The sequence below is a fragment of the Segatella maculosa DSM 19339 = JCM 15638 genome (genome assembly GCF_000382385.1).
GTDB lineage: Bacteria > Bacteroidota > Bacteroidia > Bacteroidales > Bacteroidaceae > Prevotella > Prevotella maculosa.
The window spans coordinates 171,046-197,961 of record NZ_KB908321.1; the positions used below are offsets into that span (position 1 = coordinate 171,046).

Below are 26,916 nucleotides of genomic sequence, written 5' to 3' on the forward strand. Positions count from 1 at the left end.
TCAGCAAACGCCACGGCAAACGACGGAAGCCTTGCTGAACCTCAGCAAACGTCACTGTTAAAAAAAAGAGATTTGCTGAGCCCGTGGCAGACTTTTAGACGGCCGGTTGTGGTTAATACTAAAAACATAACAACGTATCATGAACAGACAAAAAGAAGTAAAGTTTTGTTTTCTGTTGCTTTTGTGCAGCATGCTCTCTATTCCTGTGAAAGGAAAGGAGAAAGCGACCGCATTCCGTGTCTTTGACCTTCGGTCGGAATACCAGACAAATCCTATCGGAATAGATGTGTCTCCGCGATTGAGTTGGCGCGTGCAGTCTAAACAAAGAGGATTTTCTCAAGCGGCCTATCAGGTGCTCGTTGCCTCGTCATTGAAGCAACTGAATGTAGAGAATGCAGATGTTTGGAACAGTGGTAAAACCTTTTCGTCACAATCTGTGGGCGTGGCTATATATAATAAGGTGCTGGAAAGCCGGCAGCGGTATTACTGGAAAGTGCGGGTGTGGAAGAATGCCCGTGAGGTTTCGGATTGGTCGGCTCCTGCATCTTTCGAGATGGGGTTGTTGTCGGCCGATGATTGGAAGTCGGGCTGGATAGGTTATGTGCCGGGTATGCCGGGCAGGGTGTTGTATTTCAAGGGAACGTTCACTCCCCGGAAGTACATCAAACAGGCACGTGCCTATGTGTCGGGATTAGGTTTTTATGAACTTTACATCAATCGGAAAAAAGTGGGCGACCATGTGCTGGATCCTGCCCAAAGTAGCTACAGCAAGCGGGTCTATTATGCAACTTATGATGTGAGCCGATGTTTCAACCAGACGGCAAACAGCATCGTCGTTCCGGTTGCCCCGGGTTGGCTGGGTACTCCCCGGCTGCGTATGCAGATAGAAGTGACCTATCAGGACAATACGACAGAGACATTGAATTCTGATAGCTTTCGTTCTGTAATTGGTGGTCCGATAGTCTCTTCTACCATATTTGATGGAGAGAATTATGATGCCCGTTTGGATACGGATAAATTGTATATGCCAGGAATACCACAGGGATTGATGAATGAAGAGTGGGCATGGGCACATAATACGGATGACCCTACGGGGAAGATGGTTGCACAAAAGATAGAACCTATAAAGGTTGTCGAAGAAATCACGCCTACACTCAAACAAGAAGTTCGTTCTGGGGTATATGTATTCGATGCTGGACGTAATCTTGCTGGCTGGGTCGCTTTGCAGGTCAATGGAAAGAGGGGAACGAAGGTTTCAATCCGCTATGCCGAAACGCTGTATAAAGATGGGACCGTTAATCAGGAAAATCTGAGAAATGCGAAGTCTACCGATACTTATATATTGAGAGGTGGAGGCACGGAACGTTGGGAACCAGCCTTTACTTATCATGGGTTTAGGTATTTCCAGATAGAAGGATTACCTGATAAACCACGGAAAGGAGATATTGTCGTCAAGATCGTACGTACGGATGTTGCCAAGACGGGAGCTTTTGAGTGCAGTAATTCGTTATTGAATGCTATTCAGAAGTTAGTGGTCAATACGGAAGCGAGCAATCTTCACAGTGTTCCGACCGATTGCCCGCAACGTGATGAACGTATGGGGTGGTTGAATGACCTGACCGTAAGAATAGAACAAGCTATCTATAACTTCAACTTATCTCGCTTTTATCCCAAATTCATAGATGATATACAAGATACTCAAGACGCTAAAGGGACGATAACATGCGTGGCACCTTTCCGTTTCGGTATGCGTCCGGCTGATCCAGTTTCAGCCAGTTATCTGCTGTTGGCACAAAAGTGTTATGAATTTTATGGTGACAAGCGAATCATTTCAGCACATTTTGACGGAATGAAAGCTTGGGTAGATTACTTGTATGCTCGGACAAAGGATGGTATCGTGGATTACAGTTATTATGGAGACTGGTGTCCTCCCCGAGAATTCCTTGCCGACCCCAATGGTTCTGGGGTTTCAAAGGACACACCGGGAAAGATGATTTCGACAGGGTATCTGTATCTATGTTGCAAGTTGTTGTCTGATATGGCGAAGGTTTTGGGGAAACAGGAGGTTGCTCTTCGGTATGCACATATTGCCGATGAAACCGCAGAAGCCATCAACCGTCATTATTGGAACGAAGAGACGGGGGGATATGCTTCGAATAATCAAGCTTCCAATTCATTCGCTTTATATTTAGGGATAGTAGATGCAAATCATATACAGCGGGTCGTAAACAATCTTGTGGAAGATGTGAAAAAGCATGATTACCATCTTACAACGGGAAATCTTTGTACGAAATATTTGTTGGAAATGCTGACGGAATATGGATATATAGATGTGGCATACAAGATAGCATCGCAAACCACCTATCCGAGTTGGGGCTTTATGTTGAGTAATGGAGCTACTACATTATGGGAACGGTGGGAGTTCCTCACCGGCGATGCCATGAACTCTCATAATCATCCTATGATGGGTTCAGTAGGTTCTTGGTTTTACAAATACTTGTTGGGTATCGTTCCGGAGTTTGAGCACCCGGGATTCGAAGAATTTACGATCAGACCTTATATGCCACAGGAGTTGAGTTTTGCTAAAGGAAGTTTGGAAACAGTAAAAGGGACCATCAAGGTGTCATGGAAGAAAGAAGGAAATATGCTGACGATGGATATAACAATTCCTGAGAATACAAAAGCTAAGGTATATATTCCAGCTAGAGATAAGAAAGCAATAACAGAAGGAAATCGGAATATCTCTCACGTGAAAGAAATAACATGGCTGACGGAAAGGGGAAATAATATTGTTTTATTGGTACCATCGGGAAATTATCTCTTTAGATGTAAACTATGATGAAACGTTTACTTATACAAATTATACTATCTGCATTTCTTTTTCTAAATGCCGGTATTCCTTTATACGCGCACAATTGTAGAAACCGATCAATCATGCAAGAGAGAAATCGAACGTCTTTGATGCAAAAGGCGAAGTACAATAGTTTCAAGATTGTGGGAGTTGATCAGTTTGGGCGAAGTTTCGGTACTGTCTCCGGATATAGGGAAGATAGACAAGTTGGTATGTTTTATTGGCCTTGGATAGGACAACCGCTAGCAACCGGTATCTATGATGCTACTAAAATCTTATCGAGGCCTGATGGTCTGAAAGTCTTGACAACGACCGCTGACTCTATAATCAGCCCTAATGGGCAAATGCATTATTGGGGAGAGCCGATATGGGGCTATTATAATTCTGATGATGAATGGGTCATTCGTAAACAAATGCAGATGCTGACCATTGCCGGGGTTGATTTTATCTTCTTTGACACGACAAATGCCTTGATTTATTCGAATGTGGCATTGAAAGTCTGTGCCGTCATTAATGAGATGTTGAAAGCTGGATGGAATGCCCCAAAAGTTGTATTTTATACCCATTCTCATTCTTTTCAGACGGTGAGAGATTTATATCAACATATCTATCTTCCAAATTACTATCCTGCGACATGGTATTATATAGATGGCAAACCGATGATTATAGCCTATACAAATCCGGAGGATGATTTGAAAGAGGCTGCTTCAAGGAAAGATACCGGATATGTCCCTGGTAACTTATCTCCTGAGATTCTTTCGTTTTTTCATTTTGTGAAACCACAATGGCCTTCCGATTCTATTTTTTCGGATGGTTTTCCATGGGTGGAATGGAAGTTTCCGCAGCCCTATCATTATCGTTCGAAGGTAATGAATGTGACGGTTGCCAGTCATCCAATGGTCCCCATGTCATTCTCTTTGACACGTAAACATTGGACAAATTGGGGAAGAGGGTGGAATCCCCGGACGAAAACGAATGAAACTGAAAATGTGGATAAAGGAACTTTCTTCCAAGCGCAGTGGGATCATGCGATAGCTTCAGCACCTCAAATAGTCTCTGTGGGTGGTTGGAACGAATGGATAGCCTATAAACAGCCCTATGATGGTGAGTATATGCTATGTGATGCTGTAACCAAAGAATATTCGAGAGATATAGAACCTATGGTTGGTGGATATGAGGATGCTTTCTATCTTCAGCTTATTGCGAATATACATCGTTATAAAGGTATTACAGACAAGCCTATAGTCTATGCTCCGCAGACCATAAGCCAAAATATGATAGATGTGAAATGGAAAACTGTCAGATATATCGTACATAATACGGAATGTGCATTCATGGCCAGAGATGCTTACGGAGGAGCTCCTACGGTCCGTTACGTACAGGATGCACCAGAAAACAAAGTTGTAGAAGTAAGAGTTTCTTATGATAGAGATAATATTTACTTTTTGTTGAGAGGAAAGGATAAGTTCAGTTGCTATAACGGCAGGAAGAATTGGCTGAATCTTTTTATCGGAACAGGTTCGCCTAAATCACAAGGGTGGGAAAGCTATAATTATATAATAGGTAGAAATATTGATGAAAACAACATTTCCATTGAGCAGTTAATCAAGGGGTTCAATACCTATAAAAAGGCTGAGGGTAGATTTATTCAAGAAGCTGATGCTATTCAGATTTCACTGCCACGATCCGCCTTGGGGCTTGACAGTGAAAAGGAGTTCTACTTCAAAGTGGCAATGGGTGTATCAAAACCTTCCGATATCATGAACTACTACACAACAGGTTGTGCAATGCCGATGGGGCGATTGAGTTATCTCTATGTAATGAAATAAATGTTTAACGTTATAAAAGTATGAAAGCAAAACTAATCACACTATTTATGATGGTCGCATTACAATCTTTTTATATCCAAGTAATGGGACAGAGTGAACAGCTATGGACTTCGGGTGCGGTTGTTGATAAGCAAAACGAGCCTTTGCCCGGAGTTACAGTGAATATCAAAGGGATCGGTCAAGGGGTTATAACCGATTCAGATGGAAAGTATCGGATCAAAATTCCCAATAAGAATGCAATCCTTGTATTTTCTTTTATAGGTTTTCAAGCCCAAGAGGTTAATGTAAATGGTCGGTCAACGGTTAATGTGACATTGCAGGAAACCGTTACTCAATTAAATGATGTCGTAGTTGTGGGCTATGGACAACAGAAAAAGGAAAGTGTCGTAGCAGCTCTTTCTACGATTTCTGCTACAGGACTGAAACAGACACCGGCTTCAAACCTTGGAGTGGCTTTGGCCGGTCGACTACCAGGTTTGACAGTCCTGCAACGTTCAGGTGTTCCCGGTGGAGAAAACTTGGATTTCTATATCCGTGGACGCAGTACGATTAATGGACAACAGCCTCTTACGATTGTCGATGGTGTAGAGCGTAGTTTTACGGCACTTGATCCACACGAAGTAGAAACCATAACGGTTTTGAAAGATGCTTCTGCAACGGCAGTATATGGAGTACGTGGTGCAAATGGTGTGATTATCGTGACAACACGACGAGGCAAGATAGACAAACCTACAATTGATGTAACGGTAGAACAGGCATGGCAGCAAGCAACACGTCTGCCAGAAATGACCTCTGCATACGATTATGCAAGGCTGACTAATCAGGTTGATCGACAGAACGGAAGGCAACCGACTTACAGTGATTATGCCTTGGAACGTTATCGGTTGGGGGATAATCATACATTCTTTCCCGTGAGGAATTTCATAAAAGAATTTATGAAAGAATTTTCTCCTATGCAGAGGGTAAATGTAAATGTCAGCGGTGGAACAGAGCGGATGCGCTATTTTGCAACAGTAGGTTATCTATATCAAGAAGGTATCTTTAAGACCGAGAAATTTAAGGAGTATGACTATGATCCCCAATCTAAGGCAAATCGTGTGAATTTCAGGTCAAATTTTGATATTAGCTTACATAAAAATCTGAAAATGTTCCTTAATATCAGCGGATATATGCAGAAGAAGAACGATCCGGTGATAGTTCCTCATAATGCAAGTTATTTGAATGATATTCAGGGTTACTCCGTTATGCTGAGTAATTTATTGTCTATTCCGAATAATTCACATAATGACCTCACACCTGACGGGGAAGTTATGACAAGTTATCAGAGAGCGAATGTCCCTTATGGTATGCTCAACAGAACAGGATTCAGAAATACGCAGACAAATCAAGTGACGGCAACACTGGGCGTAGAGCAGAAGTTGGACTTCATTACCAAGGGATTATCTGCAAAGGTCGTCGCTTCCTATGATGCTTACTCAAGCAATCAACAAGTCAGGCAAAGGACTTATCAGTCGTATCAAGTGAAAGGTGATCCAATGAATCCTGAAAGTGCGACTTATGAGCCGACAGGTTCTTCTGTCAACAGTACCTTGTCAGATGCACAGTATCAGAGTTTCAGTAATCTGTTTGATATTGATGCCTCCCTGAACTATAGCCGCACTTTCGGTAAGCATGACATTACAGGACTTATTCTGTTCAACAGATATCAGCGTGTGATTAATATTCAGCTTCCTTATAATTATATTGGATTAGTAGGAAGAGCTACCTATGGTTACGCACATAAATATTTGGCTGAAGTTAATTTCGGATATAACGGTTCTGAACAGTTTGCTCCCGGTCATAAAATGGGTTTCTTCCCTTCATTTTCCATAGGTTGGGTGTTGACGGAAGAGCCGTTTATGGATAAGTTGAAGAACTACTTGTCTTACATGAAGATACGTGCGTCATACGGACAGGTCGGGAATGACAATATGAATGGTACACGTTTCGCTTTCCTAACCTTGTGGAGTGGAAGCTATGAATCGCAAATCGGTAATAAGAAATTGGAATGGGAGAAAGCCAATAAATATAATATTGGTATTGAGACTCGCTTATTTAAAGACTTCGGATTAGATATTGATTTATTTTATGAACGGAGAAATAATATACTTATCCCTGCAACAGGCTTGATACCTACGGGTGTCTTCGGTACGGGTGGCGTTAAGGCGTCAGGTATTATTCCCAAGATTAATGCCGGAATTATAGATAATAAAGGTATGGAAATCACGGCAAGTTTCCAGAAGAATCTCAATAAGGATTTTCGTATAGACTGTAGAGCAAATGCTGCCTTTAATCGAAATAAGATTATTTATATGAGTGAAGTACTGCTTCCTGAAGATTATGCCTGCCGGTTAAGGAGCACGGGATATCGTTTAGGCGAACCATTTGGTTATGAGGTGGCAGGCTATTTTAATACAGAGCAAGATATTCTTGACTGGTATGACCAGACGGCATTAGGGCCTAAGCCCAAATTGGGAGACTTGAAGTATAAAGATAAAAATGGAGATGGTATCGTGAATGATAAGGATATGGTACCTATCGGTTATCCGGAAATTCCAGAATGGACATTTGGTGCTGGAATAAATATCCAATATAAGAACCTTGACTTCAGTATGATGTGGCAAGGAGCAGCAAACAGAAGTTATTATATGACAGGTCAGAACATTACCGAGACTTATAACTTCAATAATTGGCACAAGGAAGCTTGGAGTCAGGAACGTTATAACGCAGGAGAGAAGATAACCTATCCTCGATTGGACCCCGGAAGCTCCATCAATCATCTTCCTTCGAGCTTTTGGTATGTCAATGGAAGCTATATACGTCTTAAAAATATGGAAGTTGGTTATACGCTTCCAAAGAAGTGGTCAAAGACCATTCGTGCTTCTTCCATACGCTTTTATATTAATGGATTGAACTTGCTGACTTTCGATCGTTATCCGGTGAAGTATCAAGATCCAGAACAGAGTAGCGAACTGCTATATCCGGTCTTCAAGACCTATAATATGGGGTTGAACATATCTTTTTAACATATTTCAAAAATAAAGATTATGAAAAGAATATCATTTATATTGCTTACGGCACTCATCTCTCTCTGTAGTTGTGAAAGTGTCTTGGAAAAGACTCCCGACGGGCAGATAACATTAGATAAGGTGTTGAGTAATTATGGCCGTAGTAGGGGGTTACTTGATGCTGCTTATGGTGAGGTTTATATGGGAAGAGATTATATCTGTTTTATACATAATACCATAGAGTCACTGACGGACAATACTTATTGGGCCGGTACTTATAATGCATATGAATGGCATAATGGCTCGTTATCGTTGAGTAATCCGGTTATCGATTGGCCGACGAACTCTCCGCGCGACCAATTGTGGGCTGATTTCTGGCGAGGCATCAGATTGGCAAACAATGCTATTAAATATCTGCCGATGTCTACAGTGATAACCGAGAGAGAAAGAGATACGTGGGTAGCAGAAGCTCGTGTATTACGCTGTTGGTATTATATGAATTTGTTGGAGTTCTATGGTCCGATGCCTTGGCTCGAAGAACCTTTGCAGGATGATTATAATGGGTGGAACGATTTGAAACGTCCCACATACGACGAAATCGCTACAAAGATATCCGATGAATTAATGGCTGTTGTCCATTCGGGAGTACTCCCCAACAGGCAGACACCGACCGAGGCCCGGCATGTGGATAATGGAGTGGCTTATGCGATTCGCGCCAGAGTGCTTCTAAACAATGCGAGTTTATTGAACAATCCTACGCATGATAATGGAAAATGGAAACGGGCCGCAGATGCAGCACAGGATGTCTTGAATATGTCTGAATACAGCCTTGTTCCGATGAGTGATTATAAGAAATTGTTTGTCGGCGCCTTTACGACCCCGATATCTGAAATCATCTGGCGTTCTTGGGCAGATAATTCCCATATCAATGATACCAATGGTGTAGATGTAGGGACTTACACTTGTTCTGATACCAGAATTAAGATAAACCATTTGTGGAGATGTGGAGACAGTCCCACTCAGGAACTTGTCGATTGCTTTGAGATGAAGAATGGTTCTCTACCTGTAACCTATAATGATGATACGCGTACGAATGTTACAGTAACTCCAGGAGCGGCTGCACTAGGTTATAGTGAGGCTCCGGGTGGGGATCCATATTCAAATAGGGATGCCCGGTTCTATGTTGATATCCTTTACAATATGGCAAACTATGGCGTACCTTATAACTGCACGGAACCGTTTATTGTCGAGACTTACGTTGGTGCCAAGAACGGGTTCAACGACTTGGTCACAGATCCTGCGACAAATTCTTGTACCGGCTATTATAACTGCAAGGACACGCAGATTAAGTATTTCGGTCCGGGTGGGAGTAAAGGAAACGAACCTACGCATTGGGTATTCTTCCGCTTAGCCGAATTCTATCTTGACAAGGCAGAAGCACTATGCGAATTGGGAGACTTAGATGGTGCATTGACAGCACTCAATGCCATTCGTGAACGTGCGTTGCAGCCCAAGCTCCAAGATGTGGAAGGGTTTCAGAAGAATCATGATTTTATCATGAATCGTATACGTAATGAAAGACGTGTAGAGTTTTGCATGGAAGGTTGGCGTTTCCACGACCAACGCCGTTGGAAGATATTGGATAAGACCAACAATTTCGTTACAGGTATGCGAATAACGAAGGATGAGGATAATAAATTCCATTATCAGAGAAAGAAGATCCGTGACTATCAATCGAACACGGACAAATATTTAGTATTGCCCATTCCTTTGGAAGATGCCAAGAAGATGGCTTCCATGACACAGCCCGAAGCATGGCGCTGAATATGAATTGCAAACAGTAAAGAAACCAAAACCATCAAGATATGAAACGTATACTATATTTTGTCTTGTCAGCCGTTTTAGTTGCTATGACCGTTGGTTGCCGAGACGATAAGAACGATGCCCCTGCTATGGTCAGTTCGCTGAATGCTTTCCCTGGTCACAATCGGGCCCTTGTAGAGTTTGCTACGCCTGAAGGTGCCGTGTCGGGGAGAGTCTTCTACGGTGCGGGTAAGTTCAAGAATTTCACCATCGACCAGTCAGCGGCACGTCAGAAGATTCTGCTGTCACAGTTGCCAGAGGGTGAACAGGTAATTCGTGTCGTTACTTACAACTCTGCAGGAAACAACTCCGACCCCAAGGGAGTGAAAGTGACCGTTTACGGCACCTCCTATTCTTCTAATCTGAAAAACCGAACCTTATTGACGCTTAAAAGAGTGTCGGCTTCATCCATTCGGATAGACTTCGATGAGAACAAACGGGAAGACGAATTGGGTGTAAGGGTGTTCTTTGTCAATCTGTCGGGCAGTAACGACAGTGTCTTCATCGATCGCAGCCTAAAGTCCGTCACGGTGAAAGACATTAATCTGACAAAGCCTTACTATTTCTGTACGGTCTACAAACCGGCTCCCACTTGCATCGATGAGTTTATAACATCAAAGATTGATGCAAAGGAGGCTTCGATGAAGATATTTACAAAAGACGATTGGATTATCGCTGGCGTATCGGATGAACTGACGGGCAAGGAAGCAACAAAGCTCTTCGATAACAATGTGCTCACCGATTGGCAGTCGAAGCCAACGGCAATGCCACATTGGGTTGCTGTCGATATGCAGTTGGAGAAGATTTTCAGTGGGTTTAGCGTCGTTCAGTCACAAGATCCAAAGGAAGTAGGCTTCAGCAAAGACTTCCGCTTCGAAGTGAGCAACGACAACGTCAATTGGGAAACCGTTAAAGAAGGACGGTTGAAAGCCTATAGTTACAAGCAGATCTTCCATTTGGACAAGCCGGTCACGGCTCGCTATTACAAACTGACGATACGCAATGCCTATAATGCAGGCACCACTTCTGCACAGCTTGCAGAGATAGACCTCTTCAACGACCTGAAGGCCAGCGGCACGAACGGGACCGATATGCCTACCTTGAAGAATGCCCGTGCACCGTTCAAGGGCGACGGCTCCGACCTCTTCCCGGGTGCAGGCGCAGGCAGAATGCAGAAGATAACCGATTGGACGCACAGCAGCAACGTGAAGATTAGCTTTGATATTACGGAGAGTCTATTCAGTCCGTGGTGTGCTGCCGTCTGGGGCGTGCCCGCCGTCAACAACGGAAAGATGTATCAGACGCTCGACCTCCTGCCCGGACTCTATCTCCTGAAGATAGACGTAGGAAAGGTGAGCAGTAATAACTGTGCTGAGATGTACGGTGTTGTTGCTACGGGCACCACATTGCCCGACTACAACGTAGTGACTACGGCAACAGAGACATTAGGACAGGACAAGCTCTCCGACCACTTGGGCGTGACGAGAACCATTCCGTTTACGGTCAAGACGCCGTCGAAGGTGACCATCGGAACCGTCTTCAACCTGCGCAACATGTATCCCGTAGACGGAACGCCGTGGACCTACATGACCATTCGCGGCTTCACACTCTCGCCACAGTAAGCAGATGAGAAACATTAAACTTAAAATAACAGCCATTATGAATAAAGAGAATAAAACCCATCGCGCGGCCGTCCTCCGAGGTATGCAGGCGTTGCTTGTGTCGGCCGCAGTCTTATGTACCTGTGGTTGTAAGGACTGGGAGGGCCTCGTCAATAATGAAAAGCCGTTCACCATTCATTCGATTGTCCCCTCACAGCTAATGGCCAACGACACTGTCACCATTAAGGGTATAGGCTTCGACGATGCCGTCAAAGTATTGTTCAATCAAACCGAGGCTACCATCGTCTCAAAAAGCGCAGATGCTATCAAGGTAGTGCTTCCGGAGATGACGAACGGCAGTGATGCACTGACCGAGAAGATTGCCGTACGTGTGTATTCGCCCACCCAGTATCGCGAGAGGCCCTACGAGATGCAGTTCCCGAACGCGATATTCACGCTCGAGAGTCTGAAGTACAAGGTAGACACGCTGGCCCACTACCCTGTGGGACCGGGCAGCTACTACACGGAGATTGCACTGTCGCATGAAGAGTTCCCCCTGAAGGTACATTTCCTCACGATGAACGTGCGGGCGGAGCACCTCCTCTTCCGTCCCGTCCTTGCCGACGACCAGTTAGGCAATGCCGAACGTGTCGTTCACATGGGGCCACGCAAGACCGCGCAAGGGCACGGACGCTATTTCGCAGGCGTGAACGGCGACTTCTTCAACTTGGGCGGCGACAACCGCATTCTCGACGGCATGACGCTCGACGGCAACGTCGTGGCATTGCCCACAGAGACCGGTGTCGGCAACATGATTGTACAGAAGGACGGGGCCGTCTTCATCGACGAGCTTTCTTATTCAAAGCCACAGATCACCATTGGCGGAACCGTTACTCCACTCGACAACATCAACAACAAGCGGGCCAATGACCAGATTGTGCTTTACAACCACTTCTATGGTGCGACGACCCAAACTGATGACACCGGCACCGAAGTCGTCGTGAAGCCTACCGAAGGTGCATGGGCACTCAATGCCAACGTAGCGTTCGAGGTCATTGAGACGCACACTGCCAAGGGCAACACCGCTATTCCCGAAGGTTGCGCCGTACTTTCGGCCACGGGAACGAAACAAGCCGTGCTCAACGCGCTGCACGCAGGCGACAAGGGAACGTTCAACATTGCCCTCGCGGCTGCCAGCTACAACCTCTCCGCGCCCATTCACACGCTCGGCGTGAAGCCCCTGATACTGAAAGACGGGGAACCGACTTCCTACGTCTGGAACGAGCGTCACCCGAGAACTTCATTGGGCCTCTCGGCCGACAGGAGCACGCTGTATATGTGCGTGGTAGACGGCCGCTGGAGGAACGTTTCCGCTGGTGTCACCACCACCCAGCTGGCCCTGCTCATGAAGCGTGCCGGGGCAGCCACCGCCTTCAACCTCGACGGCGGCGGTTCGAGCACTATGTACGCCTACAACACAGGCCTCGACGGAACGGGGTTGATGAACCGTCCCAATGGCGGGACCTACACGCGCAAGGTAGCGAACGCATTCTTTGCCGTTGCCGACGTGAAAGACGACAACCGGATTGCAGCAATAGCCTCGGCCGGATACGTCATCCGCGTGAAGCAAGGCGAGTCGGCTGCGCTCCGCTTCTACGGCATCAATGCCGCCGGCCTCATTGTCGACAACGACCTGAAAGACGTGCAACTCGCCGTGTCGCCCGCCTTGGGCACCATCGAGGGCCAGACGTTCAAGGCCACGGGCAAGCAACGCTACGGCATCATTACGGCCACCCATCAGGGCGTCAGCACACAAATCAGAGTGTATGTCGAATAAAACCGTCTCTCCCTCGCGCCCATCAGGTTACGTGTCTCGCTCGTCCTTATACACTTCCTCCGCGAGGTGTATAAGGAGTGTGAGGCGAGAGATACCGTATGTGTCGAATTATCTTCCCGATGAGAAATATTTCTCTTCATGAAGATAAATATTTCTCTTCGGGTAGAGAAATATTTCTCATCGGGAAGATAATTCGATAAGTATACTATCTGTCGGGTCGGAGTCCTTATATACAAAGCCCGACACATAGCCTTTGTCGGCCGCATAACACTGCCTTGCGCATCAACCGGCGAAACGGAAGGGACGATATGAGAGAGAAACGTAACGAAGAATGTATGAAAAAGCTAATCATCAAAGGAATGAAAACGAAGAAGAAATGGCTGTATGCCGTGCTCGCCCTGCTCATTCAGGGCGCGGGGGCGGCCTACGGACAAAGCCCCGCAGGCAACGACACAGTGAAAACAGGGCAACAGACGGGCGAGGTCTCGTATGCCGGCATCAAGATGGAGAAGGTGGGCGAGAGCAACTTGTCTGCAACTGCCGGACAGAAGCATGCCGACGGACGGGTCATCAACGACACGGAGCTGACCTATTCGGGCAAGTGGGAATTCAATCGCTTGTTGCCCAGAAGCGGAGGCTACTTCTGTAACACGCGTAGCTATGCGCAACAGAATGGGGCTACGGCAAGTTGTCTCCTCAACGATTGCGAGGGCATTCGCTGGTATGCGAAGCCTGTGGCCGGAGCCGTGGCCGAGGTCTATATAGATGGAAAGTTAGTGAAAACGGTGGACTGTGCCAAGCCTGCCGCCGATGGACTGCTGTTCGACTCGGGTGCGCTGTCACGGGGCGACCACAGGCTCGTTATCGTGGCTAAGTCGGGGGCCGTGGAGATAGATTGGCTGCTGTGTAAAGGTAAGCCGGCCGGTCCCGTGCAGATAGATGCCGGCAATCGTTCGTTCGTGCAATACACGGCGGGCTTCAGGCTCACGCCGGCCGACTTGCAACGTGCGCAGAGTGTGGCCGAAGCTACCCTGTCGGACGAAGAGTGGGAGCTTTGTGCCAAGGGCGGCACGGTGAGATGCTATGGCGAAACAGGCCCCGATGGCGGCACGATGCAGCTGTATGTGAACGACAAGCCTTATCGGACGGTGAACTGCTATTCTAAGGTTCCGCAAAAGCATCGGTTGCTCTTCACGGTCGACCACCTTATGGCAGATCAATATAACCGTATCAAGGGCATCGTTGTTTCTAAAGGAAAGCGGGTGGCCCTTGAGCATTTCGTGACAGATGACCCCTCGTGCCTGATGGTGGAGATGAACCGGCAGACCGACGAAGAGCTTGCACAAATGGCACGCCATGCAAAGAAGGCTTCAGACCCTGCAGGTTGGAAGCCCGTCGGGTTTGAGGCTATGGCTCCGGTGCGTGGCGTGAAGTTAGAGGATGGCGTGTTCAAGACCATCTTCGACAGGAATATCCGATACTTGGAGGATTGTCTTCGCAAGCCCAACTGGGTGGATGCCAAAGACCAAGACCGCATTTGGATCGATATGCTCATGGGCTCTAACGAAGGACGAATGCTGGGTGGCATGGGACATACGCTGCGCTTCCGCGACGTTCCTGCATTCAGCAAAGCCATAGAGGATATTCTGGAGCAAATAGACCGCAGGCAGTTTGCCAACGGCAATGGCTATCTTATGCCCTATCAGAGCCTGAACTACAAGCTTTCTACGGACACGTGGCCGGGCGTGATGCGCGACGAGCAGAAGAACTATGACCGCGCCATGCTCACGAAAGGCTTGCTTGCCGCGGGATTAGGCGGACATGAGAGGGGTTATCGGCTATTGAGACCTTTCTATGACTGGTTCAACAACGCGAAGGAGTATCTTCCGTTGATGCTGTTGGGCAGCATGGGCATACAGGGCAGCATAGCCGGGCCAATGGTCTACCACTCTCCGGTGGGAAAACCCGAGGATATTCAGACCAACATGAAGTATTACGACATGGACTGGTGGCTGAATGACTTGGCACAAGGTCTGCCAGAGGCAGCATGGCGCTTCACACTCAACCGTCCTCACAACTATCTGCTGACAAGTGTGTGTGCCTTGTTCGACATCTACAAGGCAACGGGCAGCAAGCGCTACCTGAATGCCGCCTTGGGGGCATGGAGAATCTATTCGGGCTATTTCCAAATACCTGGCGGAGGCATCAGTCTCTGTGAGCACTTTGAGTGCCGTCCGAAGTCGCACGTGCTGACCAACCTTCCCAACAACATCTACGAAACCTGCGGAAGCGTGTTCTGGATAGACTTGAATCATCGCTTCCTTCAGCTTTGGCCGACAAAAGAGCGCTATGCTTCGGAAATAGAAAAGTCGCTCTACAATGTAGTCTTCGCAGCACAGGGCGAGAATGGTTGCATACGTTACTTCAATCAGGTGAACGATGCTAAGTATCCAGCTATGTGCTATAACACCTGTTGCGAGATACAAGCCACTGCTTTATACGGTATGTTACCACAGTATGTCTATTCAGTTGCACCTGACGGTGTGTTCGTCAATCTGTTCTCGGCTTCCGACATCGACTTTAAGGTTAAAGACCAACCGGTGAAGCTGACGATGAAGACGCAGTTCCCATACGGCAATCAAGTAGCCCTGCGAGTATCGGCAGACCGTCCTGTGACGATGAAAGTCCGTGTCCGCATTCCCGAATGGGCAAAGGGTGGTGTCGTGCTTCGCGTGAACGATCGAAAGGTGAAGACCGGAATGCCCGGCAGCTACGTAGAAATAGATCGTACATGGAAGGACAACGACGAAATAACATGGAGCCTCCCGATGACATGGAGCTATGAAAAGTATATCGGTGCGACGCGTATTGCGGGTGCAACACGCTATGCCTTCTTCTATGGACCGATGCTGATGGCACTACAAGGTCCGATGATGAAAGATGCAGAGCAGGCACCCAATGAGCCTTCTGTTAAGTTTGATGTCTCGCCCGATGAGTTCTTGAAACGTATCAAGTCGACGGATAAGCCTTGTGAGTTTATGGTAGAGGGAATGCCCGACTACAGGTTTACGCCTTATTTCTCGTTGCAAGGCGGTAACTTCACATGCTTTCCGGGCCTGCGGCAGGCGAAATAATCAAACAAGTAAAATGTAGAAAGCTATGAATGATAAGCAGAAAATGAGGAAAATAAACTGTAAACATAAAGTTGTCTTCTTGTTGCTTGCCTTCCAACTTCTTTCTTTCATGGGAAATATAGGATGTGCTGAAATGCAAGCCAGCACGAAATGCACGGCAAAAGAGAGCATCCTGTATGACCGGAAGCTTGATGATAGGAAGGCAATCCCGGAGCTATTGCTCAACGACGCCGGTGCATATCGGAAGGACGGCCTTGCCATCGTGCAGAAAGATAGTATGGTGAAGTTGAATATCTTCTATGCCTTGGCGGAGCGTGTAGTGAGATACCGCGTCTCATTCTCGGCCGATGCCACAGCTCTCTTCCGAAGTAGCCTCAGTGATTTCGGTGTCTATGTGGATATTCCGCATCAACGCGTCTCCATGGCGACGAATCCCGCTACGGAGATGCAGGTTCCTTTCCTGCAAGGGAACAGGGAATATATGATAGAAATCTACCATATCTATCAGCAAGCAAAGGTGCGTATCACCGACTTGCAGACAAAGAAGCATGCAGAGTTGTGTGCCACTAATGACGGAACGGGAGGCTGTGGGGCCGGAACATTGCAAAAAGGCTTCTCTGTCGGCATGCAATGGGACCACTATTGCTTTGGGTTGGTAAGCGGAACGTCATTCTTGGTGAAGCGCATTACTGTTTGTGCGCTGAAGCGAAAGGTGAAAGTGCTGCTCTATGGTGACTCCATCACGCAGCCCGAAGGCTATTTCCCCACAAAGACTTTCCCCGAATCGTGGACGCAGCTGGTCATCGGCAGGCTGAAAGGGAATGCCATGTCAAGCGGACGTGGTGGAGGAAACATCTCGATGCTGTCGGAATATATCCGGAACGAGCTCCCTCACATCAAAACAAAGTATGTCATGGTGACCATCGGGACCAACGGTGGAAACACGGAAGAGAACCTGACGGCACTAATAGATTATATCCGCAGCCAAGGCGCAATCCCCATTCTCAACAATATTCCCTGTAACGAAAGTGGAACGCAGGTGAGCAACAATGCCATCATTGAGAAAGTACGCCGCAAGGAAGGTATCAACGGGTGCAGGTTCGACTTGCCGACATCGTTGGCCGGCGACGGTAAGGAAGTAGACAGGTCGCTGATGTTCTGGGAAGACTATACCGGCAGCTACGGTTGGCAGATTTATCATCACCCCAACGAGCGGGGAGGACGCAGAATGTTTGAGCAGACACTTACGGACATTCCCGAAATCTATCGATAATTCAATCTATTGTTTAACTTTAAAATCATAATTTATGTACAAGTATTCTGTAATTTTAGGTAACTTAGGCAACACGTGTGATCGTTTCTGCAAGGGATACAAAGACAATCCCAGCACAGAAGAAATGCTTGCCGAGGCTGTGAAAATCCCTCATGTCGAGGGCATCGAACTGGTGGGGACATGGGACATCAGGCCCGACAACGTGAAAGACATGAAACGCCGCATGCAGGATTACGGGAAGACCTGCGTCTCTATCATTCCCGATGTGTTCACGGACAAGGTCTACGGCAAGGGAACCATCACCAACAACGACCCGGCCATTCGCCGCAAGGCCCTCGACTATCTGCGCAAGATAGGCGAGATTGCCCTCGAGATGGATTGTAAGTTGGTGAACATGTGGATGGCACAAGACGGCTACGACTATCTGCTTTCCACCGATTATGACCAAAAACGCGACTGGCTCTGCGAGGGAACGGCTGCGTTGGCAAAGGAATTTCCTACATTGAAGTTTGCCTTGGAGTATAAACCCAAGGAGCCTCGCAACTTCTCTTTCCACGCCCGCATGGCCGACACGCTTCTTGCAGCGCAAGAAACGGGGTGCGACAACGTCGGCATTTGCATCGACACGGGCCACAGTTTCTATGCCGGTGAGAACACGGCCGAAGCCGTCGTACTGGCAAAGCGGGCGGGCAACAAACTCTTCCACATGCATTTCAACGACAACCACGGCTGTTGGGACGACGACATGATGGTGGCTTCGGTCCACAGTACCGTTTACATTGACCTGCTGTTCCAGCTGAAGAAGACCGGCTACCAGGGTTGGCTGTCGATGGACCAATATCCTTATCGCGAGCATGCAACTGATGCCATCGGCGAAAGTGTACTGTGGGTGCGCAGGTTTGAGGAAATCGTCGAGCATAATTTTACCGAAATCGAAAATCTGATTCGCAAGGACGATGCCGTGGAGACCTCAAGGTTCATGCGCAAGGCCTTGTTCGGAAAATAAGATATTGTTTTCAGGGAACAAAAGAAGGCATACGCTTCAAGACAAACCGCAACACGTTTGTCCGTGCGTATGCCTTTGATAGATTATGGCAAGTAAAGGTTCGGGATAAGAAAAATACTTATCACCCATGGTTGACGAAAGAAAAATCGACAAACAAACCCTTTCCGCCATGGCGGAAGTTAATTAAGATTAACGGAACGTTCTTCCGCCGTGGCGGAAGAAAGAAAAATTAACAGGAAACTCTTTCCGCCGTGGCGGAAGTTAATTAAAATTAAAGAAATGTTCTTCCGCCATGGCGGAAAATACTTTTTTTAACGATTAACTGTTTTCCGCCATGGCGGAAGAAGAAAAAAAGCGGCAAATCGTATTTTCAGCTATGGGCGACAACATAAAAAAGAAGAAAACGGACTGGCGCACCCACGGTGGAAGCACATTTTATCGGCAATTCTGGTTTTATTCATCGCGGAGGGGATTCCAGCCTTGTGCCTGAAGTTCAAATTCATTGTTGTCGCGTGTGACAAGCATGCAGCCGAGACTTTCTTTCGTGATGTAACCGATTTGCCGGATTCCCTCTATTTCCTTTATTTTTTCATAGTCGCCGATGGGTACGGTGAAGAGCAGTTCGTAGTCTTCTCCGCCATTGAGCGCGCAGGTCGTGAGGTTCATGTTGAACTGTTCGGCGGTGACGGCCGTTTGATAATCGATGGGGATTTCTTTTTCATAAACACGGCAGCCGCAGTGGCTCTGCTTGCAGATATGCATCAGTTCGCTGCTCAGCCCGTCTGAGATATCTATCATTGCCGTCGGTCTGATGTGCTCCTCGTTCAGTTTTTGGATGATGTCGCCGCGGGCCTCGGGTTTCAATTGGCGGTCGAGCAGGTATTCTTTTCCGGCAAAGTCAGGTTGGAAATCCTCCACGCTCGGGCGTTGTTCGCGTAGCATGTTGAGTTTGGCTTCGTCTTTATCGGCTTGTGCTTTGCGCACTTTCTTATTGTAGTCTTCGATCTGCGCATAGTAGACCGCCTTTTCGCGCTCAAGAATCTGCAGTCCCATGTAGGCTGCGCCGAGGTCTCCGGTGACGCAAATCAGGTCGGTCTCTTTCGCTCCGTTGCGATAGACAATCTGTTCTGCCTGTGCCTCACCAAGGCAGGTGATACTTATGGCGAGGCCAGTCCTTGAAGAAGTGGTGTCTCCCCCCACAATGTCGATATTCCATTTGGCGCAAGCCTCTTTCATGCCCAGATAAAATGCATCGAGGTCTTCTACGGTGAAGCGTTTCCCTAAGGCAATACTGACGACCAATTGGCGCGGTATGCTGTTCATGGCAAAGATATCGCTGATGTTCACCATGGCAGACTTATAGCCCAGTGTGCGCATGTCCGTATAGGTGAGATCGAAGTGAATGCCTTCCATCAGCATATCCGAGGTGACGAGGACTTCAGTGTCGGGATAGCTCAGCACGGCGCAATCATCTCCCACGCCGTATCGGGTGCTTGCATTCTTTATTTGAATGTCTTTGGTGAGCCGGTGTATGAGACCGAACTCACCGAGTTTTGAGATTTCTGTCATTCCTTTGCAGCTTGGTGTTATGAGCAACGAATCATCTCGCGCATGATTTCTGTCATTCTCGGCTGTGCTTCATTGGCTGCCTTTTGAACTTCTTCGTGGCTGACTTCTACAGGAGCATCGAAGCCGCCTAAATCGGTGATGATGCTGATGCCAAACACCTTGATACCGCAATGACGTGCTACGATGACCTCGGGAACGGTACTCATTCCGACGGCATCTGCTCCCATTAGGCGGTACATGCGATATTCTGCCGGCGTTTCGAACGTAGGACCTTGCACGCCCATATATACGCCATGCATCAGCTGAATGCCTTTTCCCTTGGCGATTTCATCAGCTTTTGCAATGAGTTTCCGGTCGTAGGCTTCGTGCATGTCGGGGAAACGAGGGCCGGTAGGGAAGTTCTTGCCATGCAACGGGTGCTCGGGAAAGAAGTTGATATGGTCATTGATGACCATCAAGTCGCCTATTTTGAAGTCGGAATTCATGCCACCCGAGGCATTGCTAACAAACAATGTCTCTATACCGAGCTCGTACATCACCCGTACAGGGAATGTAACCTCTTTCATATCGTAGCCTTCATAGAAATGGAAACGGCCCTTCATTGCCATGATATCCTTGCCGCCTAATTTTCCGAAAATCAGTTTCCCGGCATGACCTTCTACGGTTGATACGGGAAAATTGGGTATCTCGCTGTATGGGAAGTCGTAACTATCTGTTATTTCTGAAGCTAATTGTCCGAGACCTGTTCCCAATATGATGGCAGTCTTTGGATTTGTCGTCATCCTCTCCTTGAGCCAAGATGCTGTTTCTTGAATTCTTTCGTACATAGTCTGTTATTTTATGATTAAATTCCTCTTCTTGATGGAGCATGAACTTTACTTTGATGGGCAATACATAGAGATTTTGCTTAACCTCTTCGCTTAATCCCGTCAAACCTTCCATTCGGGCCGCATCTTTTTCGGTCGTCACAATGATTTTTTCGCCTTTCATAGCGTTGAAAGTCGCATTGATTTTCTCTGCATCCTTGTTCTTAAACCGGTGGTGATCTGCAAATATCAAGGGGGTTGTCTCTTTGGCATGCGGCTTGATATCAAGGATTATTTGTTTGGGAGAAGCAATGCCGGTGAGCAATAAAACGTGTTTGGAAGCAAGATGCTCCTTGTTGAGAGCCAGCTTCCCGTCCGTTGTGTTGAAGGGCTGCAGTTCTCCATATTCAATGGTCGTGAAAAACAAGCTTTGATAAGGGTAAAGGTTCATCGCTTTAGTGAGCACACGAAACTCCATCGGCTTCAAATCAGTTGGACATTTCGTTATGATGACGATATCTGCACGGTTCTTGCCCGATTGTGGCTCCCGAAGTCTACCTGCAGGCAGTAACTTGTCGTAAATAATCAGCCGATGATAATCAACAAGTAGGATATTGATGCCCGGTTTTACATAGCGATGTTGGAAGGCATCGTCCAGAAGAATCACATCGGTATCAGCGGTCTGCTCGTCTTTCGTGATGCGGTTGATGCCGTTCACACGCTTTTTGTCGACCGCTACATATATATCGTTATATTTCTTTTTTATCTGATAGGGCTCGTCTCCTATGTCATAAGCCGTACTATCATCGCCGGCCAAAACATATCCTCTGCTTTTCCGCTTGTATCCACGAGAAAGAACTGCCACTTTAACTTTGTCTTTCAGTAACCGAATAAGGTGCTCCACATGTGGTGTTTTGCCCGAACCACCCACCGTGATGTTGCCCACAGAGATGATTGGCAAGTCGTAATCATGTTGTTTCAGCAGGCCGATTTCAAACAATTGATTACGAAACCGCACACCAAGTCCGTATAACCAACTTAGCGGAAGCAACCACTCATTGATGTGTATGAAGTCACCTTCGGTCCTCATCTTATTTTATTTTGATGATATATGGCATGCGCGCCTGCACTTTATCCATGCTTTTGATGCTGTAGGCCAACTTGAACGGCTCGTAGAACTCACCCAAATTGGCTTGTAGCCGACTGTCGAGTATGTCATCGGCGTTGCTGTAACTGTTTAGCAGTTGTTCCCATATACCTGATGAAGCAGGGTAGGAAGCCGTGTCATAATCGGTCAACTTGGCCAGTTTCGCAGCCTTTTCAATTGCATCGTCAAGGCCTCCCAATTGGTCAACAAGTTTCAGTTTAATGGCATCTTCGCCCAGCCAAACACGGCCTTGCGCAACTTTTTCCACTTGATCGACCGTCATTCGCCGACCTTCTGCTACACGTTTCTTGAAAAGCATGTAGCCTCTGTTCACATGATTTTGCAGCATTGAGAGTTGCTCCGGGGTGAATGGATGCCCAGATGCACCGAAGACAGCGTTGCGATTGGTCTTCACTTCGGCATAGTTGATGCCTAATTTCTTGGTATAAAGCTCACTCAAATCTGCAAACAACCCAAAGATACCGATGCTTCCCGTGATGGTTGTGGGCTCTGCAACAATCCAATTGGCATTACTGCTAAGGTAATATCCGCCCGAAGCCGCAGCCCCGCTCATGGAAACAACCACCGGCTTGGCTTTCTTCAGTTCGCTTATCTGATGCCATATCTGTTCTGAAGCGTAAGCTGAGCCACCACCGGAGTTGACTCTGACGACAACGGCTTTCACATTATCGTCTTTGGCCAAGTCTTCGAGGTCATTACACATCTCACTTCCCACAATCTGATGATTGCTTTGGAATATTCCTTGGGGCGTAGTCTTGTCTACAATGTCCCCATAAGCATAGTAGACGGCGATATGGTCGCCCATCACCGGCGTCTCATCACCGTTGATATCGTCTACACTTACCTTGTTTATATCCTCGTCTTCGTCAATTCCTAATTGTTTTTTGACGATATTCTTCACCTGATCGTTATAGACAAGGCCGTCAATCATCTTGTATTTAAGCGTGTTCTCCGGTGCCTCAAGCGTAATCACGCGGTCGGCATAGGCGTTGAGGCTGTCTTTGTTGATTTGTCTGTTCCGGGCTACCGTGGAGAGAATGGTGTTCCACCAGCCGTTCAGATAGCGTTGCGTCTGTTCACGGTCAGCATCGCTGATGTTATCGGCCGTCATCTGTTCCACGGCACTCTTGTATTTCCCGACCTTTGTCGTTATATATCTGACGCCAAACTTTGCGAACAAATTCTTATAATAGACCTTTTCGCCCCCTAAACCGGCCCAATCGAGCATTCCTTCCTTGTTCATGTAGATTTTATTGGCGGCAGAAGCCAGATAGTAGCCCAGTGTGCTGTAGCTTTCTCCGTAAGCGATGATCCATTTGCCCGATTTCTTGAAATCAAGCAATGCCTTTTCAATCTCTTCAGCCTGTGCAAGGTCGGCCCCCAATTGGCCGACTTCAAGATAGATTCCCGCCACTTTGTCATTATCCTTGGCCTTTTTGATGGCCTTCATCGTGCTTTCGAAGCTCAATGAAGTTACTCCGTTGAGCTCGTCCATTAGGTTGTTTTCGTCTCGTTCACTCATGCTTCCATCAAGTTTCAGCACGAGTACGGAGTTCTTTTCAATCTTTTTAGTGGCAGATGTCGAGGCTGCAATGCCGATGATACAGATGAATCCGAAGACTGTCATTGCAACTCCGAAGAGGAAAACGCCTAACATTGTGGCGAATACGTTCTTGAAAAAATCTTTCATACGTCAGTTAATAATCCGGTTAATGCTTGCTATAGTCAAGTAAAGTTTGTGAGATGAGCAGTGACAATCAAGTATGTTTTCCACTTAATTGGCGTGCTACATTAATTATATATAATTGCAAAGATATGAAAAATATTTTATACAATAATGGTTTGCAATTATAATTTTCATGTATCTTTGGGTTTGGAAGCGGCCTTTTGTTTCGTAATGGTTCGGCAATACTCACGTCCTGTTTTTGACAATTAAATCAGATGGCGCGTTTATTTCACTCATGTCACTTCCCGATTTCAGCTATATTGCAACGCAATCTCAGTCCTATTAGCGTGTAAAATAGCTGAGATTACGCGATAAAATGGCTGAGATTGCGCTGCAATATGAATGATATTGTAAGTCGGTCTCTGCGCGTGGGCATTCGACCGACTTGTATGTTTACACAAGATATTGTGAAGAGATGCTCTCGTTGTCAACTACGCGGCGGATAGTTTCAGCAAACATATCGGCAACAGAGAGTTGTTTTACCTTTGCACTGCGGTGAGAGTAGGGGATAGAGTCGGTAAAGATGATTTCCTCGAGGGCCGACTCTTGCACGCGTTCAGAGGCTGGTCCGCTCATGACACAATGCGAGGCGCAGGCTCGAATGGTCTTTGCACCGGCCTCTTTCATGATATCTGCCGCCTTGGTAATGGTGCCTGCGGTGTCGACCATGTCGTCAATAATCACTACATTCTTGTCTTTTACATCGCCAATAATCTGCATGCTGGCTACGACATTGGCACGGGCACGGGTCTTATTGCAGAGCACAAGTGGACAACCAAGGTATTTTGCATACGTGTTGGCGCGTTTTGAGCCGCCGACATCGGGCGATGCTATGACGAGATCTTTTAGATGTAGGCTCTGTAAATAAGGCAAGAGAACACCTGATGCATATAGATGATCGACTGGAACATCGAAGAATCCTTGTATTTGATCGGCGTGGAGGTCCATCGTTATGAGGCGATTAATGCCGGCAACACTCAACAAATCGGCAACGAGTTTGGCACCGATGCTTACCCTTGGCTTGTCTTTACGGTCTTGTCTGGCCCAACCAAAGTAGGGAATAACAGCTATGATGTTTCGTGCCGACGCGCGTTTGGCGGCATCAATCATCAGCAACAGTTCCATGAGGTTGTCAGAATTCGGGAACGTACTTTGTACAAGAAAGACATCACGCCCGCGAATTGACTCCTCATAAGACACGGCAAATTCGCCATCGGAGAATTTGGTCACAACCAAATTTCCCAAAGGACAATTCAGACTGGCGCAAATCTTTTCTGCAAGGTATCGCGTGTTCGTACCCGAGAAAATCAAAAAAGAATTCTTTTCACTTATTTCCATTCGTGTTTATTATTGAATATGTTTCTTTTCTCCTTGTGAAATTATTCTGTTGTTGTGGATTTATGATGGACATCTGCTTCATCATATCTCATTTTTCCACTTGCAAATGTATGAAAAATCTGCCAAAAGAACAATTATATCATGGTAAAAAGTTACCTTTGTATCATAATTTTGATTTTTATTATTCATGAAACTGAATCTTGATACTTTCTCTACTGTCAATCGACCGATGTATATTCTTGAGGAAGCGCGTCTGCGTCGTAACCTTCGCTTGATAGCAGATGTGGCACGTAAGGCCGATGTCGAGATCATATTGGCTTTTAAGGCGTATGCGCTTTGGAAGACATTTCCCATTTTTCGGGAGTATATTCATGCAACGACAGCCAGTTCGCTTGCCGAAGCTCGGTTGGCATACGAGGAATTCGGGAGTAAAGCCCACACGTTCTCACCTGCTTATACCGATTATGAAATTGACGAGATTGCGCGTTGCTCAAGCCATTTGCAGTTCAATTCGCTCACGCAATATGAACGTTACCATGAGCGTGCTCGCAAGTCTAATCCAAAAATAAGCTTTGGACTGCGTATTAATCCTGAATACTCGGAAGTTGAGACCGAGCTTTATAATCCATGTGCGCCGGGAACGAGGTTTGGTGTCAGTGCAAATCGGCTGTCCGAACAATTGCCAGTCGATATAGACGGCTTTCATTGTCATTGTCATTGTGAGAGTGGTGCAGCTGTCTTTAAACGCACATTGCAGCATATAGAAGGCAAGTTTGCGCGTTGGTTCACACAGCTGAAATGGATAAACTTCGGAGGTGGGCATTTAATGACTCGTGACGACTATGATATAACGCTATTGATAGACACGCTTAGAGGCTTTCATGCCCGTTATCCATGGTTGAAAGTCATTTTGGAACCGGGAAGTGCCTTTGCTTGGCAGACTGGACCGCTGGTTTGTCAGGTAGTTGACGTGGTTGAAGACCATGAAATCAAGACGGCCATTCTGAATGTTAGCTTCACTTGTCACATGCCTGACTGTCTGGAGATGCCCTATACACCTGTTGTCAGGGGTGGGAAACATCGTATTGCCGACGATAAACATTCACCTTATATATATAGGTTGGGAGGAAACTCATGCTTGAGTGGTGATTATATGGGATATTGGGAGTTTAATCATGCATTGCGGATAGGAGAAAACATTATTTTTGAAGATATGTTGCACTACACAACGGTCAAGACAAATATGTTTAATGGTGTTTCTCATCCTGCCATCGCATTGGCCAAGTCGGATGGCACACTTGAAATCCTGCGTGAATATGATTATAACGATTATAAAAGCAGAATGGATTGACAGAAAAAAAAGCTTTTCATAAAAAAAAGTTCACAAAAGTTTGCGGTTTTAAAAAAAAGACTTACCTTTGCAACCGCATTTAGAGAAGTGCTTCTTGCAAAGGAAATTGCGGAAATAGCTCAGTTGGTAGAGCACGACCTTGCCAAGGTCGGGGTCGCGGGTTCGAGTCCCGTTTTCCGCTCAACATTCTGAATAATTCATAAAGAAGAGTCATCTTCTTTGCTTGCCCAGGTGGCGGAATTGGTAGACGCGCACGTTTCAGGTGCGTGTGTTTCACAACGTGCAGGTTCGAGTCCTGTTCTGGGCACCTTTATTCAGAGTGGTTTATGTGTTTGGAGAGGTGGCGGAATTGGTAGACGCGCTACTTTGAGGGGGTAGTGTCAATTGTGACGTGGGAGTTCGAGTCTCCTCCTCTTCACACAATAAGTGATTTTTATTCCTTTTGCGGAAATAGCTCAGTTGGTAGAGCACGACCTTGCCAAGGTCGGGGTCGCGGGTTCGAGTCCCGTTTTCCGCT

Annotated in this window: 15 protein-coding genes and 4 tRNA genes; 14 read left to right on the forward strand and 5 right to left on the reverse strand. The window is 46.7% G+C overall.

Going from position 1 to position 26,916, the window contains the following annotated elements:
* The first annotated feature begins 139 nt into the window (after window positions 1-139).
* The 9 genes from H164_RS0104365 (at window position 140) to H164_RS0104405 (ending at window position 18,441) form a co-directional block, all read left to right on the forward strand.
* Window positions 140-2,839 (forward strand): alpha-L-rhamnosidase, encoded by a 2,700-nt coding sequence (locus H164_RS0104365; RefSeq protein ID WP_025830094.1) that lies wholly within the window; start codon window positions 140-142, stop codon window positions 2,837-2,839.
* Window positions 2,836-4,680 (forward strand): glycoside hydrolase family 71/99 protein, encoded by a 1,845-nt coding sequence (locus H164_RS0104370; RefSeq protein WP_019967493.1) that lies wholly within the window; start codon window positions 2,836-2,838, stop codon window positions 4,678-4,680. Before H164_RS0104365 ends, H164_RS0104370 begins: the two co-directional genes overlap by 4 nt.
* A 20-nt stretch (window positions 4,681-4,700) precedes the next feature.
* Window positions 4,701-7,745: a SusC/RagA family TonB-linked outer membrane protein gene (locus tag H164_RS0104375; RefSeq protein ID WP_248616179.1), complete on the forward strand. Its 3,045-nt coding sequence runs from the start codon at window positions 4,701-4,703 to the stop codon at window positions 7,743-7,745.
* A gap of 21 nt (window positions 7,746-7,766) precedes the next feature.
* Window positions 7,767-9,551, forward strand: a complete 1,785-nt coding sequence (locus H164_RS0104380) for a RagB/SusD family nutrient uptake outer membrane protein (RefSeq protein ID WP_019967495.1) — start codon at window positions 7,767-7,769, stop codon at window positions 9,549-9,551.
* Window positions 9,552-9,592: 41 nt separating this feature from the next.
* Complete coding sequence (locus H164_RS0104385; RefSeq protein ID WP_036872931.1) at window positions 9,593-11,212, forward strand: DUF4998 domain-containing protein; 1,620 nt, start codon at window positions 9,593-9,595, stop codon at window positions 11,210-11,212.
* A 4-nt stretch (window positions 11,213-11,216) separates the two neighbouring features.
* Window positions 11,217-13,028: a phosphodiester glycosidase family protein gene (locus H164_RS0104390; RefSeq protein ID WP_019967497.1), complete on the forward strand. Its 1,812-nt coding sequence runs from the start codon at window positions 11,217-11,219 to the stop codon at window positions 13,026-13,028.
* Between the two features lie 335 nt (window positions 13,029-13,363).
* Window positions 13,364-16,162, forward strand: a complete 2,799-nt coding sequence (locus H164_RS0104395) for a beta-L-arabinofuranosidase domain-containing protein (protein WP_026356235.1) — start codon at window positions 13,364-13,366, stop codon at window positions 16,160-16,162.
* Between the two features lie 43 nt (window positions 16,163-16,205).
* A complete protein-coding gene (locus tag H164_RS0104400) occupies window positions 16,206-17,435 on the forward strand; it encodes an SGNH/GDSL hydrolase family protein (RefSeq protein ID WP_248616180.1) in 1,230 nt (409 codons plus the stop codon).
* A 34-nt stretch (window positions 17,436-17,469) separates the two neighbouring features.
* Window positions 17,470-18,441 (forward strand): sugar phosphate isomerase/epimerase family protein, encoded by a 972-nt coding sequence (locus H164_RS0104405; protein ID WP_019967500.1) that lies wholly within the window; start codon window positions 17,470-17,472, stop codon window positions 18,439-18,441.
* 453 nt (window positions 18,442-18,894) lie between these two features.
* Here H164_RS0104405 and thiL read toward each other — a convergent pair whose 3' ends face one another.
* From thiL to H164_RS0104430, 5 genes are all read right to left on the reverse strand, one after another.
* Window positions 18,895-20,010, reverse strand: a complete 1,116-nt coding sequence (gene thiL, locus H164_RS0104410; protein WP_019967501.1) for a thiamine-phosphate kinase — start codon at window positions 20,008-20,010, stop codon at window positions 18,895-18,897.
* Window positions 20,011-20,027: 17 nt separating this feature from the next.
* A complete protein-coding gene (locus H164_RS0104415; RefSeq protein ID WP_081622257.1) occupies window positions 20,028-20,837 on the reverse strand; it encodes a purine-nucleoside phosphorylase in 810 nt (269 codons plus the stop codon).
* Window positions 20,719-21,906 (reverse strand): tetraacyldisaccharide 4'-kinase, encoded by a 1,188-nt coding sequence (gene lpxK, locus H164_RS0104420; RefSeq protein WP_019967503.1) that lies wholly within the window; start codon window positions 21,904-21,906, stop codon window positions 20,719-20,721. Before lpxK ends, H164_RS0104415 begins: the two co-directional genes overlap by 119 nt.
* A 1-nt stretch (window position 21,907) precedes the next feature.
* Window positions 21,908-23,674: a signal peptide peptidase SppA gene (sppA, locus tag H164_RS0104425; protein WP_019967504.1), complete on the reverse strand. Its 1,767-nt coding sequence runs from the start codon at window positions 23,672-23,674 to the stop codon at window positions 21,908-21,910.
* Window positions 23,675-24,103: 429 nt separating this feature from the next.
* A complete protein-coding gene (locus tag H164_RS0104430; protein ID WP_025830096.1) occupies window positions 24,104-25,042 on the reverse strand; it encodes a ribose-phosphate pyrophosphokinase in 939 nt (312 codons plus the stop codon).
* 193 nt (window positions 25,043-25,235) lie between these two features.
* On the opposite strand from H164_RS0104430, the gene nspC reads away from it, so the two are divergent.
* From nspC to H164_RS0104455, 5 genes are all read left to right on the forward strand, one after another.
* Window positions 25,236-26,399: a carboxynorspermidine decarboxylase gene (nspC, locus tag H164_RS0104435; RefSeq protein ID WP_019967505.1), complete on the forward strand. Its 1,164-nt coding sequence runs from the start codon at window positions 25,236-25,238 to the stop codon at window positions 26,397-26,399.
* 108 nt (window positions 26,400-26,507) lie between these two features.
* Window positions 26,508-26,580, forward strand: a tRNA-Gly gene (locus tag H164_RS0104440).
* Between the two features lie 44 nt (window positions 26,581-26,624).
* A tRNA-Leu gene (locus tag H164_RS0104445) sits at window positions 26,625-26,706 on the forward strand.
* Between the two features lie 27 nt (window positions 26,707-26,733).
* Window positions 26,734-26,817 (forward strand) — tRNA-Leu (locus H164_RS0104450).
* A 26-nt stretch (window positions 26,818-26,843) separates the two neighbouring features.
* A tRNA-Gly gene (locus H164_RS0104455) sits at window positions 26,844-26,916 on the forward strand.